Origin of the sequence: Planomonospora sp. ID82291, from assembly GCF_015711645.1 — a bacterium.
Taxonomy (GTDB): domain Bacteria; phylum Actinomycetota; class Actinomycetes; order Streptosporangiales; family Streptosporangiaceae; genus Planomonospora.
In genome coordinates this window covers 739,944-753,430 of the sequence record NZ_JABTEX010000001.1, presented here as the reverse complement: position 1 = coordinate 753,430, position 13,487 = coordinate 739,944, and the positions used below count along the sequence as shown (strand labels likewise).

Annotated in this window: 9 protein-coding genes; 4 read left to right on the top strand and 5 right to left on the bottom strand. The window is 75.0% G+C overall.

The window, feature by feature from the left end; translation table 11 throughout:
• Positions 1-30: 30 nt before the first annotated feature.
• Positions 31-1,521: an aldehyde dehydrogenase (NADP(+)) gene (locus HS045_RS03200; protein WP_196449668.1), complete on the top strand. Its 1,491-nt coding sequence runs from the start codon at positions 31-33 to the stop codon at positions 1,519-1,521.
• Between the two features lie 128 nt (positions 1,522-1,649).
• Here HS045_RS03200 and HS045_RS03195 read toward each other — a convergent pair whose 3' ends face one another.
• Complete coding sequence (locus HS045_RS03195; protein ID WP_196449667.1) at positions 1,650-2,609, bottom strand: DUF5937 family protein; 960 nt, start codon at positions 2,607-2,609, stop codon at positions 1,650-1,652.
• A gap of 71 nt (positions 2,610-2,680) precedes the next feature.
• Between HS045_RS03195 and HS045_RS03190 the strand changes: the two genes are divergently transcribed.
• Positions 2,681-3,901, top strand: a complete 1,221-nt coding sequence (locus HS045_RS03190; RefSeq protein WP_196449666.1) for an MFS transporter — start codon at positions 2,681-2,683, stop codon at positions 3,899-3,901.
• A gap of 104 nt (positions 3,902-4,005) precedes the next feature.
• Here the strand turns inward: HS045_RS03190 and HS045_RS36015 are convergent, their stop codons facing one another.
• The gene (locus HS045_RS36015; protein WP_196449665.1) at positions 4,006-5,475 is read right to left on the bottom strand and encodes a UvrD-helicase domain-containing protein; all 1,470 of its coding nucleotides are present in this window, start codon (positions 5,473-5,475) and stop codon (positions 4,006-4,008) included.
• 222 nt (positions 5,476-5,697) lie between these two features.
• A complete protein-coding gene (locus HS045_RS03180) occupies positions 5,698-7,017 on the bottom strand; it encodes a sugar ABC transporter substrate-binding protein (protein WP_196449664.1) in 1,320 nt (439 codons plus the stop codon).
• 427 nt (positions 7,018-7,444) lie between these two features.
• Between HS045_RS03180 and HS045_RS03175 the strand changes: the two genes are divergently transcribed.
• Positions 7,445-8,428 carry a LacI family DNA-binding transcriptional regulator gene (locus HS045_RS03175; RefSeq protein WP_196449663.1) on the top strand — a complete coding sequence of 328 codons (984 nt, stop codon included), beginning with the start codon at positions 7,445-7,447 and terminating at the stop codon, positions 8,426-8,428.
• 14 nt (positions 8,429-8,442) lie between these two features.
• Positions 8,443-9,402 (top strand): aldose epimerase family protein, encoded by a 960-nt coding sequence (locus tag HS045_RS03170; RefSeq protein WP_196449662.1) that lies wholly within the window; start codon positions 8,443-8,445, stop codon positions 9,400-9,402.
• Between the two features lie 49 nt (positions 9,403-9,451).
• Here the strand turns inward: HS045_RS03170 and HS045_RS35760 are convergent, their stop codons facing one another.
• Together HS045_RS35760 and HS045_RS03160 are read right to left on the bottom strand one after the other, a co-directional pair.
• Positions 9,452-11,431 (bottom strand): serine/threonine-protein kinase, encoded by a 1,980-nt coding sequence (locus HS045_RS35760; RefSeq protein ID WP_196449661.1) that lies wholly within the window; start codon positions 11,429-11,431, stop codon positions 9,452-9,454.
• Positions 11,431-13,392, bottom strand: a complete 1,962-nt coding sequence (locus HS045_RS03160; protein ID WP_196449660.1) for a serine/threonine-protein kinase — start codon at positions 13,390-13,392, stop codon at positions 11,431-11,433. Before HS045_RS03160 ends, HS045_RS35760 begins: the two co-directional genes overlap by 1 nt.
• Between the last annotated feature and the right edge of the window lie 95 nt (positions 13,393-13,487).

Below are 13,487 nucleotides of genomic sequence, written 5' to 3'. Positions count from 1 at the left end.
TGGCCGCCCCCGGTGACGAAAGGCTTTCCCATGATCCGCTCATACGACCCCAGGACCGGCGAGACCGTCGGCGACCCCATCCCCCCGACCACCGCGGCCGAGGCGGACGCGATCGTCCGCGCCGCCCACGCGGCCGGCCGCGCCTGGCGGGCGACGCCCGGCGCCGAGCGCCCCGGAGGCGACGGGCCGAGCCGCGCCCGGGTACTGGAGGCGGTGGCCGACGCGCTGGACAAGAACGTCGAGGAGCTCTGGCGGGTCGCCGACGCCGAGACCGCACTGGGCGAGGTACGGCTGCGCGGCGAGGTGGCCCGCGCCGCCGGGCAGTTCAGGCTCTTCGCCGCCGTGCTGCGGGACGGCGGCCACGTCGAGGCCGTCATCGACCACGCCACCGCCCAGCCCCCGGTGCCGGACCTGCGCCGGATGAACCGCCCGCTGCCCGGCGTGGTCGGCGTCTACGCGGCGAGCAACTTCCCCTTCGCCTTCTCCGTGGCCGGCGGCGACACCGCCTCGGCGCTGGCCGCCGGGTGCGCCGTGGTGGTCAAGGGCCACGACGGCCACCCCCGCACCTCGGCGCTCTGCGCGGAGGTCATCCGGGCCGCCCTGCCGGACGAGGCCCTGCTCGGCCTGGTCTGGGGCCGCGAGGCCGGCGGGTGCCTGGTCCGCCACCCCGACGTGGTGGGCGTGGGCTTCACCGGGTCCATCCCGGGCGGCAAGGCCATCCAGGCCATGATCGACGAACGGCCCGACCCCATCCCGTTCTACGGCGAGCTGGGCAGCGTCAACCCGGTGGTCGTGCTCCCCTCGGCCCGCCGCGAGGGCCTCGCCGAGGGGTTCGCGGCCTCGCTCACCCTGGGCGTCGGCCAGTTCTGCACCAACCCGGGCCTGCTGTTCGTGCCCGAGGACGCCGGGCTGCTCGTCTCCCTGGCCGAGGCGGTCGCCGCCACCACCGGCGGGCCGATGCTGACCGCGCGCATGCGCGAGGGCTTCCTGCACGAGCTGGAGCGGCTGTCGGCGCTCGACCGGCTGGCCGAGGGCCGGCCCGGCGAGGGCGCCTACGCGGTGACCCCCCAGCTCTTCACCATCGGCCTGGAGGCGTTCGCCGCGGCCCTGCCGCGGGTGGCCGAGGAGTGCTTCGGCCCGGCGGGGGTCGTGGTCACCTACCGCGACCCGGCCGCGCTGCCCGCCGTACTGGAGCGGCTGGACGGCTCGCTCACCGCGACCGTGCACGCGACCGACCCGGCCGAGGCGGAGGAGGTCGCCGAGGTGCTGACCCGCAAGGCGGGCCGGGTGATCTGGAACGGCTGGCCGACCGGCGTCGCCGTGCGCTGGGCCATGCACCACGGCGGCCCGTGGCCCTCCAGCACCGCCCCCGCGCACACCTCGGTCGGCGCCGCGGCCATCCGCCGCTGGCTGGTGCCCACCTCCTACCAGGACTGGCCCGCCGAGCTGCTCCCGCCGGAGCTGCGCGACGACAACCCGCTCGGCGTCCCCCGCCGCGTCGACGGGACGCTCACCCTCTGATCCCCGGCCGGCGGCACCGGGAACCGGCCCCGGTGCCGCCGCCCGGTCCGCTCGCAGCACGTCGGTGAGGCGGGCCTGCCCTCCTCCGTGCCGGAGAGGACCACGCGCCGCCGGAGAGGCGCCGGTGCTCAGGCCTGGGTGAGGCGGGTCCCGCGCTCGGTGCGCAGGTGCAGGGCCGTACGGCCGTCGCGGCGGGTGGTCACCAGGCCCGCCTCCCGGAGCGCGCCCACGTGCTGGGAGACCGCGCTGGCCGTGATGCCCAGGCGCCGGGCCAGCTCCCCGGTGGGGCGCGGCTCGCCGAGGGCCTCCAGCAGCGCCGCCTTCGTCCGGCCCAGCACCGCCGCCAGCCCTTCGGGCACCGGTCCCGCCGGCTCCCAGAGCGTGCCGAGCCCGCGTGCCGGGTAGCGCAGGGACCCGGCGGCCCAGGGCTCCATGTCGATGCAGATGTACGGCCAGCAGAAGATCGTCGGGAAGAGCACGAGCCCGTGGCCGCCCAGGTCGACGGTGAAGGACCCGGGCGTGCGCCGCCCGCTCACCACGAGGTCCCCCTCCCGCCAGGTGATGTTCTCGTGCAGGGCGGCGAAGAGGCCCTCCACGCCGCGGGCGGCCAGCGTCCGCGCCCGGTGCTCGACGTCGGCGAGCAGGATCGCCCGCATCCGCCCCCAGTGCGGGGCGATCAGCCGGTCGTGGTGGCGCCGCAGCGCGCCGGCCAGCCGCTCCAGGGCCGCCTCCGGATCGGCGCGCAGCTCCGGACGCCCGTCCGGGCCGACGACCCGGTCGAGCTCGGCGCGGAAGCGGTCGTGCGGGGTGCGCCGCACCCGGTCCAGCTCGTCGGCGAAGACGGGTTCCGGGCCGGGGGGCGGCGGCAGCAGGAAGGCCGGCACGCACTCGGACGTCAGGTCGGCCAGGAGCGGCAGGTCGGGATCCCCGGCCACCGCCGTGGCGGCCTGCCGCGCCCAGCGGTGGTGCACCGCGTTCGCGCCGCCGCGGAACAGGAGCTTGACGGCGAAGACGGTCTCGGCGAGAGGCGAGTAGGCGAACCGGACGCGGGCCGTCTCCGTCCGGGACAGCGTGATCGTGACCGCCATCCGAGCCTCCGATGTTGTAGAACCGGCTAAACGATAACGCCGCCCGCCCGATGCGGCGCACGCTGTCCGGCATGACCATTGCTGACACCCCGGCCCCCGCGAGGGGCCTGGGCAGGGACTGGCGTCACCTGTGGGGCGCCGGGGCCCTGTCCACGCTGGGCGACGGCGCGCTGCTGGCCGCCATGCCGCTGCTCGCCGCCGCGACCACCGACGACCCCGTGCTGGTCTCCGGCGTCACCGCCGCGGCCACCCTGCCGTGGCTGCTGCTCAGCCTGCCGATGGGGGCCTGGGTCGACCGGTTCGACCGGCGGCGCCTGATGATGGCCGCCCAGGGCGCGCACGTGTTCCTGATCGCCGTGCTGGCGCTGCTGGTGACGTTCGGCGCGGCCCGGATCTGGATGCTGTTCGTCCTGGCCTTCGGCGTCGGCGCGGCCGGTCTGCTGGTCACCGGGGCCGGGGAGGCGCTGATCGTCTCCGTCGTGCCGAAGGCGGCGCTGGAGACCGCCAACGGGCGCAGGGTCGCCACCGAGTCGGTGCTGGGGGAGTTCGGCGGACCGCCCCTCGGTTCGGCGCTGTTCGCCCTGGCGATGCCGCTGCCGTTCTGGCTGGACGCCGCGATGTTCCTGCTGGCGCTCGCGCTGATCACCCGGATCCGCGCGGGCGGCGCGGTCGAGCGCTCCCGGCCGCGCGGGCGCATGCTCGCCGAGATCGGGGAGGGGCTGCGCTGGCTGGCCCGCAACCGGCTGCCCCGCACCCTCACGCTGATCGCCGGGGCCGGCAACTTCTGCGAGACCATGGCCATGTCCACGCTGGTGCTGTTCGCCCGCGACGTGCTGGGGGTCGGAGCCGGAGGGTACGGCCTGCTGGTGGCCGCCATGGCGGTCGGCGGCGTGGCCGGCAGCCTGGTGGCCGGGCGCGTCGTGCTGCGGTTCGGCGGGCGGCCGATCGCGCTCGGCGTCCAGCTGGTGATCCCGCTGAGCTGGCTGGGCATCGCCCTGGTCGGCAGGAGCGCGGTCACGGTGGTGGCGCTCTTCACGGTCTTCTCGCTGTCCGTGGCGCTGTGGAACGTCATGGCCTCCTCCCTGCGCCAGCGCCTGATCCCGGCCGAGCTGCTGGGCCGGGTCGGCGGAGCGGGCCGCATGATCTCCTTCGGCGCCATCCCGCTCGGCGCGGTCTGCGGCGGCCTGGTCGCCGACGCCTTCGGGCTGGTCGCCCCCTGGATCGTCTGCGCCGCGCTGCGCCTGCTGGTCAGTCTGCTGGCCTGGCCGAGCCTGCGCCGCTGGGAGGACTGACCGTCCGCCGCGGACCGGGCGGCGGGGCCTGCGCCCGGTCGGGGGCACGGGTGATCCGGCGGATGATCCTGGTCGGTGACGTGGACGGCCGGTGGGTGCCCCGGTCAGGAGGTCGGGGCGTACCGGTCGATCCAGGACAGGCCGCCGAGGTCCAGGCGGTGGCGGGCACGGGTCACCGCGACGTAGGCCAGCCGCGCCTCGTCGCCGTCGACCCGGCCCTGGCGGCGCTCGCCGTCGTCGCCCTCCGCGATCTCGGGCTCGACGGCCCGGAAGTCCCCGCTGACGCGCACCCGCGCCCACTCGCGGCCCTTGGCCTTGTGCGCGGTGGAGACGACGACCTCGGCCTCGGCCTCGCCGGACAGCCGGGCGAGCGCGTCCAGGATGACGTCGGGGCCGTGCTCGTCGACCAGGTCGACCAGGGGCCGCAGGTCGCGGCCGGCCGGGTCGCACTGCGCGTAGTCCTGCAGCTCGCCCCAGGTCTCGAAGAGGGTCAGCTCCGGGTGCCAGGTGCGCCGGCCGGCCCTGAGGTCGCGGGCGGCCCTGGCCAGCGAGGCCAGGCTCTCCCCGCCGCCGACCAGGCCGACCCGCCGGCCCGTCCGCAGCAGGGCCATGACCTCGGTCATCGCGCCCAGGTTGGTCCGGCACAGGACCGCGTCCGGGCGCTCCACCGCGGCCACCTCGGTGGGGACCTCCGGGGTCCCGCTCAACCGGATGGGGGCGTCGACCAGGGCCAGCCAGCGGTTGGCCTCCCCGGCCAGCGCCGGGCCGAACCGGAAGGACCGCGAGAGGGTCAGCCGGGCGCCGTCGAAACCGGCCATGACGTCGCGGGCGCCCCGCCAGCCGTAGATCGCCTGGGCGGAGTCGCCGACCATGACGAGCTGGGCGTGCCCCCGCTGGCGGGTGAAGAGCCGCTCGACCGCGGGGTTGGTGTCCTGGGCCTCGTCGAGCAGGAGGAAGTCGGCCTCGATCCGGGGCTCGGTCAGCGCCCACATCTTCAGGTAGTGGTCGTGGGCGAAACGCACGGCGCCCTCGTACGGGTTCTGCAGGTCGGCCCAGGCCCTGCGGGCGTAGGGCAGGACGAGCTCGGCCAGTTCGGCGTGCAGGGGGTCGGCCTCCAGGCCGCGCAGCCGGGGGACGTGACCGGCGGTGATCTCCGGGGCCGCGGAGTGGCAGAACCGGCTGACCGCCTGCAGGGCGGCCATGGACGCGGTCCTGCCGGTGATCGTGCGTTCGCCGATGCGCACCGCCAGGTTCGGGGCGATGCCGAGACGGGCGCCCACCTGCCAGCTCGGGACCCGGACGGCGTTCGCCATCCGCTCCCGGTAGCGGTGGCCCACGGCCCGGTAGGCGAGCGAGTGCGTGGTCCGGCACTGCACGGTCGGCGGGAAGACCCGGGCGGCGGCCACGGCGATGCCCTTGTTGAAGGCCAGGTACAGCCCGCGCCGCGGGGTGGCGGCGGCGAGCATCGTGAGCGTGGTGGTCTTGCCCGTCCCCGCTCCGGCCTGCAGCGTGAGGTTCTCGCCGCCGCGGAAGGCGGCGACGGCGGCCTCCTGCTCGATCGTCGGTGCGGGCACGGGGCTCCTCCGGGGAGAGGTCGGGTACGGCGGGACGGTCGAACCGTAATCGATCGGTGACGCTGAGGTGTGCCGATCCTGACGAAAGGTTCGAACCGAGGCGCCGGCGCCGTACGGCTCCCGCCCCCGGCCGGTCGCGGCGCGGGGGCACGAGCGGCCGGGTCCGTGCGCGGGGCCCGGGGGACGAGCGGCCGGGTCCGTGTGAGGGACCCGGCGGGCGGGTCAGCCGCCGTTGCGCTGTGTGTAGGCGGCCTGGGCCGCGGTCAGCTTGGCCGCCATCTCGTCCAGGAACTCCTTGGCGGACAGCTCGCCGAGCAGGACCTTCTGGAACTGCGGCTCCGCGTCGGTCTTGGTGATCGTGTTGAACTCCGGCAGGTGGTACGGCATCTGCACGACCTTGGTCGCCGGGTCGTTGAGCACCTTGACCGCCATGTCGACGTGCTGCAGCTTCTTGATCCAGCGCTCGCCGTTGACCTCGGTGTTGGCCGGCAGCACGCCGGTCTTCTCCGCCCAGTGGCTGTTCATCGCCTTGGAGGCGACGAACTCGGCGAAGGCGAAGGCGGCGTCCTGCTTCTCGCCGCCGGCGAACAGGCCGATGCCGTAGACCGGGTTCGACAGGATCGTGCGCACGCCGTTCCCGGACTTCGGCATGGCCATGGCCGCGACCCTGTCCTCGCCGAGCGTCTTGACGTGGTCGTTGTAGGAGCCCAGGTTGTGCTGCATCATCCCGATGGTGCCGCCGTCGAACTGGGCGACCATCTTCACGTAGTCGTTGTCGTAGTCGTCCTCGGGGGTGGCGTTGTTGTAGAGGGCGGCGTACTTCTCCAGCGCCGTCACGTTCCGCGGGTCGTTGACGGTGGCCCGGCCCGCGGCGTCGAAGACCTGGGTGATGCCGGACTGGGCGTACAGCACCTCCAGCAGCTGCGCGATGGAGCCCGCGCCGCCCCGGATGGTGTAGCCGTAGCGCTTCTTGTCCGCGCGGGTCAGCGTCTCGGCCGCGGTGTAGAAGTCGTCCCAGTTCTGCGGGACCTGCAGGCCCGCCGTGGAGAACCAGTCCTTCCGGTACCACAGCACGCCCATGTTGGTGGACATCGGCACCATGTAGACCCTGCCGTCCGCCACGGTCGACTTCACCGTGTTGAGCACCTGCTCGTTCAGCCTGCCGTTCAGCGCGCCGTCCGCGATGCGGTCGTCGACCGGCTCCAGCGCCTCCTGCGCGACCAGGTGGGAGAGCATCGCGCTGGTGACGCCGCCCACGTCGGGCAGCTCGCCGCCGGCGATCGCGGCGTCGTACTTCTGCTGCGCCTGGGAGATCGGGATGCCGACGTACCTGACCTCGATGGCCGGGTTGGCCCGCTGGAACTCGGCGATGACGCGCTGCCACACCGGGGTGCGGGCGGGACCGCCGTTGTCGTCCCAGAAGGTGATGACGGTCTTGCCGTCGGGGCCGACGCCGGAATCCCCGGCCCCGCAGGCGGCGGTGCCGGCCCCGAGCACGAGCGCGGTGGCGAGGACCGCCAGGCGCCTGGAGCGTGTGGTCATTGCTCTCGAACCTCTCAACCCGACGTACCTCTCGGCGAAGGATACGTCCCGACGCGACGACGGCCGGTGCGGTCGGCGGGCGGGAGATCGGCGGGCGGGGCGTCCGGGCCGCGCGACTCCGACGGCGGCGTATCCTGAGATCCGCCGTATCGGCCGCCATCGGCGGGCCGGCTCCTTCCGCTCGACGCCGAGGACATGCAACCGGTTGCGTGAAACATTGCGGGCATCGGTGCGCGACGTCAAGAGAGCAATTTGATAAACCTCCTCTGGCCTGGGGCTCGACAGGGCTGCGCGGGCCGCGGAGAGGGCAACCGTTCCCATCCCGCCGAAGGCCCTGATGCGCGGCGTTGACAGCGATGCAACCGTTTGTACTACCCTGCTGCCAAGCCCGGTGGCCCCCGGCCGAGGAGCCCGGCTAAGGAGCAGCGTGGCAGCGACGATCAGGGACGTGGCGCAGGCGTCGGGCGTGCACGTCTCCACGGTCTCCCGGACCTTCTCCGCGCCCCATCTGGTCAACGCCGAGACGCGCAACCGCGTGCTCGCCGTCGCCGAGGACCTCGGCTACCGCCCGAACCGGGCGGCCCGCGCGCTGACCACCGGCCGGACGCACAACCTCGGGCTGATCGTCGCCGACATCTCCAACCCGTTCTTCCCGCCGCTGATCAAGGCGGCCCAGGCGCACGCCAGGACGCGCGACTACCACGTCTTCGTGGCCGACACCGACGAGGACCCGCAGGTGGAGGAGGAGCTGATCAAGGCCCTCGCCAAGCAGGTCGACGGGGTGCTGCTGTGCAGCCCGCGGCTGTCGAACCGGGCCATCGAGCGGCTCCACGCCGACGTGCCGTTCGTCGTGGTGAACCGCGAGGTCAAGGGCATGCCGACGGTGCTCATGGACATCGGCCAGGGCGCCCGGCTGGCGATCGAGCACCTGGCCGGGCTGGGTCACCGCAGGGTCGCCCTCGTCTCCGGGCCGAGCGGGTCGTGGACGAGCAAGCGGATGCGGGAGGCCGCCGCGGCGGTGGACGGGGTCGACCTGGTCTACCTCGGTCCCAACGTCCCCACCGAGCAGGGCGGTCTCGCGGTCGCCCCGGAGGTGACCGCCTCCGGGGCGACCGGCGTGCTCGCCTACAATGACCTGGTCGCCATGGGGCTGATCGAAGGGCTCCACGAGCGGGGCCTGCGGGTCCCCGGCGACGTCAGTGTCATCGGGGTGGACGACATCGTCTCCGGCCGGCTGAACCGGCCCAGGCTCACCACCGTGGCCATGCCCACGGCCGCCGCCGGGCGGATGGCCGTGGACCTGCTGCTCCAGTCGGTGGCCGAGGGCGGCACCGCCACCCTGGCCACCCTGGCGACCGGTCTGGTCGTCCGGGAGTCCACCGGACCGGTTCCGGAACCGGCCGGCTCCTGAGGAAAGGCGCACGTGTGAACTTCGGAACCATGCCGTCGGGAGAGCCCGTCGAGCGGCACGTCCTGTCCAGCGGCCGGCTGCGCGCCGCGGTGCTCAGCTACGGCGCGGTCGTGCAGTCCCTGGAGGTCTCCGGGGTCGACGTGGTGCTCGGCTGCGACACCCTGGACGACTACCTGACGCGCAGCCGCTACTTCGGCGCGGTCGTCGGGCGGTACGGCAACCGCATCGCGGGCGGGCGGTTCACCCTGGACGGGGCCGCCTACGAGCTGCCGCTCAACAACGGGCCCAACAGCCTGCACGGCGGGCCGGGCGGGTTCTCCTCGCGGGTCTGGCGGGTCGCCGACGTCTCGCGGTCGGCCATCACGCTGGAGTACGTGAGCCCGGACGGCGAGGAGGGCTACCCGGGCACGCTGACCGCGAGCGTCACCTACACGCTGACCGACGACGCCCTGGTGCTGGACTACCGCGCGACCACCGACGCGCCGACCGTGCTCAACCTGACCAACCACTCCTACTTCAACCTCGCGGGCGCCGGTTCCGGCGACGTGCTCGGGCACGTCGTCCGGATGGACGCCGACCACTACCTGCCCGTCGACTCCACCAAGATCCCGACCGGCGAGCTCGCCCCGGTGGCGGGCACCCCGTTCGACTTCACGGCGCCGCGCGCGATCGGCGAGCGGATCGACGACCCGGCGCTGGACGGCGGCTACGACCACTGCTACGTGCTGCGCGGCGAGATCGAGGTCCGCGAGCCCGTCAGCGGCCGTGTCATGCGGGTCACCACCACCGAGCCGGGCGTGCAGTTCTACTCCGGCAACATGCTCGACGGCGTGGAGACGGACTACGGCAGGCACGCGGGCCTGTGCCTGGAGACCCAGCACTTCCCCGACTCCCCGAACCGGCCGGAGTTCCCCTCCACGGTGCTGCGCCCCGGCGAGGAGTTCACCTCCGGCACGGTCTACCGGTTCGGCTGACCCGCGGACGCCGCCGCCCGCCACCGGTTCGGCCGGCCCGCGGATCCCGCTACCGGGTCGTGTACCAGAGTGTGATCTTGTCGATGTCCCGGGCGGGCCCGTCGGCGAGCACCCGGACGGTCCTGCCCGACAGGTCGAGCATCACGACCTCGGAGGTCTTCTCCCCCCGGCGGACCGCCAGCAGGTGATCCGCGCCCAGCCAGCCCCGGACCGCGGTCCGCCCGTCGGCCCGGATCCGGGCCTTCCCGGTGCCGGAGGGGTGGTTCCACACGCACGTGTCGGCGGGCGCGTCCGGGCAGGAGGTCAGGAACAGACCGCCCCCGGGGGCGGCGACGGCGCCCGCCGGGTGCAACTCGCCCACACCGGGCAGGGCCCGCCGCAGCCGGCCGTCCAGCCCGTACACCCGGACCTCCCCGCCGGAGCCCCGGTGCATGACGGTGCCGGGCTCGGGCCCCCAGACGTAGGGGTGCCGTCCGGCCGAGGGCAGCCGGGTGACGCGCGCGGTCCGCGCGGCCGGGTCCACCACCGTGAAACCGACGCTCGGCGCGTCGGCCGAGGCCTCGGCGTAGACGGTGAGCAGGATCCGGGCGGCGTCGTCGCTCCAGGAGAGGTCGCCGGTGAACAGCGGCCGGTCCACGGTGCGGACCTCGTAGGAGGCGCCGGAGGCGCGGTCGGTGATCTGGACGCGGTCGTAGTCGAGCGTGTACACGCGGGTGAACGAGAGCGACGCGACCAGGCGTCCGCCCGGCGCGGCCACCGTCGCCTGCGACAGGTTCCCGGCGGGCCGGAAGGCGCCCGAGCGGGGGTCCCGCAGGAACCCGGGCGCGCCCGGCGTCCCCGGGTTCCGCCGCCAGTCCTGGTAGAAGGAGACCCGGATCCCGTCGGCCGGGTTCTCGTGCAGGACGATCCCGGAGCCGGGGACGCGGGTCCGCGTCGTCGAGGCGGCCGCCATGGTCGGCCGGGCGGCGGGGGCGGACGGAGCGGACGGGGACGGGGACGGGGGCGGGGGCGGGGAGGAGGCGGGCGCGTCGCCGGAGGCCAGCAGCCGGGCGGCCAGCAGGCCGCCCGCGAGCAGTCCGGCGACCGCCGGTACGGCCACCGCCGCCGGCCGCCTCGGCCGCCGCGACCTTTCCGGGACGGTCGGCCGCGCGGGGGCGGCCACGTCGTGCGGGACCTCCGGCGCGGCCCGGCGATGTCCTTCGGAGAGGGCCTGCCGGGCGGGCACCCGCTCGCCCAGCAGGCGCATCAGCGCGCCCGCGGCGGTGGGCCGCCGGGCGGGGTCCTTGTCCAGGCAGGCGCTCACCAGCTCGCGCAGCTCGCCGTCCAGCTCCGCCGTCGTGCCCAGGTCCGGAGGTCCGTGGAGGATCCGGTTGATCACCGCGGGCGTCGGCCCCGTCCCGAACGGCGGGCCGCCGGTGGCGGCGCAGACGACGGTGGAGGCCCAGGCGAACATGTCCGCGGGTGCTCCGGCGCCCGATCCGTCGAACTGCTCCGGGGCCATGTAGGGCGGGGTGCCGACCAGCTCGTCGGCGCCGGAGGCGGCCTCCAGCACCCGGGCGATCCCGAAGTCGATCACTCGCGGGCCGTCCCGGCCCAGCAGCACGTTGGCCGGTTTGAAGTCCCGGTGCACCACCCCGGCCTGGTGGACGGCGGTCAGCGCGGTGAGCGTGCCGAAGACCAGCCGGACCAGCTCGGCCCCGCGCAGCGCGCCGCGCTCCTCGATCACCTGGGCCAGACTCGGCCCGTCGACGTACTCGGTGACGAGGTACGGCCGCCCGCCGGCCACCCCCGAGTCCACCACCTGGGCGGTGCAGAACGCCCGGACCCGGCGGATCAGCCCGGCCTCGGCGAGGAACGGGCCCGGGTCGCCGGCCGGGCTTCCATGGAGCACCTTGACCGCGACGCGCCCGCCCTCGGCCGACTCCGCGAGGTACACCACGCCCTGGCCGCCCGCGCCGAGCCTGCCGAGCAGGCGGTAGCCCGCCGGCGGCTCGGGATCCTCGGTGAGGCGGGGCGCGGCGGGAGGCATCAGCGGGGCGCGACCGGATCGAATCTGAGGAAGGCCTCGTTCTTCTTCGGCATGTCGACCAGCACCCGCGCGACGGCGCCGGTGAGGTCGACGAGCTGCAGGCGGGTGCCCTTCTTGTGCGGGACCCGCACGATGAGGTGCTGCTCGTTGAACCAGCCGGCCAGCTCCGCCTTCGGCGGCAGCGCGACGGTCGCCCGCCGGTTCCCCGGTTCGGCGCTCCAGACGCAGGCGGTCCCGTCGCCCCTGGGGCAGTAGGTGGCGAAGAGGGCGCCCGAGGGGGAGAACCAGGAGGTGCCCTGCGGAGCCCCCACCCAGGGCAGCGACCTGGTCACCCGCCCGTCCGCGCCGTAGACGTTGATCCCGATCCGCTCGCCGTCCGAGAACGCGCGGGCGATCCGGCCGTCGGGCATGAAGGTGAACGGCCGCGCCGCGTTGTCGAAGTACTCGGTCTGCACGGCGGCGGCGGTGCGGGCGGCCGGATCGACGAGCACGAAACCGGTGATGAGGTCCTTGCCCGGGTCGAGGATCGACAGCAGCAGCCGGGAGCCGTCGCGCGACCAGACCGGGAACATCGTCCGCAGCGGCTGCTTGACCGTGTCGACCGCGAACCGCTCCCCGGCGGCCGGGGCGCTCAGCCGTACCCGGTCCTGGTCGGAGTCGGTGAACTTCAGCCACGGGTTCAGCGCCACCCACCTGCCGTCCGGGGACGGCACGGCCTCCTCCGCCGCGCCGACCTCGCGGAAGCTCCCGGAGCGCTCCCGCAGGTAGGACGTGAACGGCTGCGCGGTCAGCAGGTAGGCGCTGAGCCTGACGGGGTCGGACGGGTGCTCGTGGACGACGGCCGAGGTGCCGTCGAGCCGCACCTCCGCGCTCGGTTCCTCGACCTTCTCCCACGCCGCGGAGGTCGGCTGCGCCGTCGTGGCCGGGACCGGGGCCGCGGTGGGCGCCGGGGCCAGGGACCCGCCGGGGGAGGCCGTCGCGGCGGCCCGCCGGACCTCCGCCGGCCTCGGCGGCGCCGCCAGGTACACCGCCGCACCGGACACGGCCGCCACCGCGAGGAAGGCCCCGCCCAGGAGCAGGGCGCGCCGGAGGCGGCCTCCCGGCGGCCGGACGGGCGGCTGCTCGGCGACCCGCCCGGTGGCGATGGCCGTGGCGGTCTCCAGGAGGGACTCCTCGCCGACCAGCCGGAGCAGCGCCGCGCCGGCGGCGGGCCGGTCCGCCGGGTCCTTGGCCAGGCACTCGGCCAGCAGGTCGCCCAGTTCCCCGGGAACGGCGGACAGGTCCGGCTCGTCGTGCAGGATCCGGTTGATCGTCGCGGCCACCGTGCCGCCGCCGAAGGGGGCGGCGCCGGTCGCGGCGAACGCCACCGTCGCGGCCCAGGCGAACACGTCGGCGGGCGGGGCCGGTGCGGCGCCGTCCAACCGCTCGGGCGCCTGGTAGGCGGGCAGTCCGACGGACCTGGTCGGCGCGCCCTCCACCGCCGCCAGCGCCCCGGCGAGGCCGAAGTCCACGACCACGGGGCCGTCGGACCCCAGGACGACCGTCTCCGGCCGGATGTCGCCGTGCACGGCGCCGGACCGGTGGACGGCGGCCAGCGCGGCCATCGTGCCGATGGCCAGCCGGTCCAGGGCCGCGCCGCGCAGTGTCCCGTCCGCGGCGACCGCCTCGGCCAGCGTGGCGCCCTCGACGTGCTCGCTCACGATGTAGGGCCGGTCGTCGTGGAAGCCGCCGCCGAGCACCTGCGCCACGCCGAACGCCGACATCCCGCGCAGCGGCTCCACGGTCCGCAGGAACCGCTCGGGATCGGCGCCCGGGGGCAGCAGCCGGATCACCGCCCGGGAGCCGGAGGGGTCCTCGGCGAGGTAGGCGTCCTGCGGGCGGGCGTCGTCGAGCCTGCCGGTGATCCGGTATCCCGCCAGCTCCCGGGGGTCGGACGGGGTCAGTGGTGCGGCACGTGACATGGGGATGTCCCGTTCTCGGGGGAGGCGCCGTGGATCACCCATTATGGGCGCGGTCCGTCCGGAGGTGAAGGGCATCGCGTGATCCGCCGCCGGCC

Coding starts and splice junctions, on each gene's coding strand:
- HS045_RS03200 (WP_196449668.1), top strand. CDS start 31: ATGATCCGCTCATACGACCCCAGGACCGGCGAGACCGTCGGCGACCCC.
- HS045_RS03195 (WP_196449667.1), bottom strand. CDS start 2,609: ATGGCGGTCACGATCACGCTGTCCCGGACGGAGACGGCCCGCGTCCGG.
- HS045_RS03190 (WP_196449666.1), top strand. CDS start 2,681: ATGACCATTGCTGACACCCCGGCCCCCGCGAGGGGCCTGGGCAGGGAC.
- HS045_RS03180 (WP_196449664.1), bottom strand. CDS start 7,017: ATGACCACACGCTCCAGGCGCCTGGCGGTCCTCGCCACCGCGCTCGTG.
- HS045_RS35760 (WP_196449661.1), bottom strand. CDS start 11,431: ATGCCTCCCGCCGCGCCCCGCCTCACCGAGGATCCCGAGCCGCCGGCG.
- HS045_RS03160 (WP_196449660.1), bottom strand. CDS start 13,392: ATGTCACGTGCCGCACCACTGACCCCGTCCGACCCCCGGGAGCTGGCG.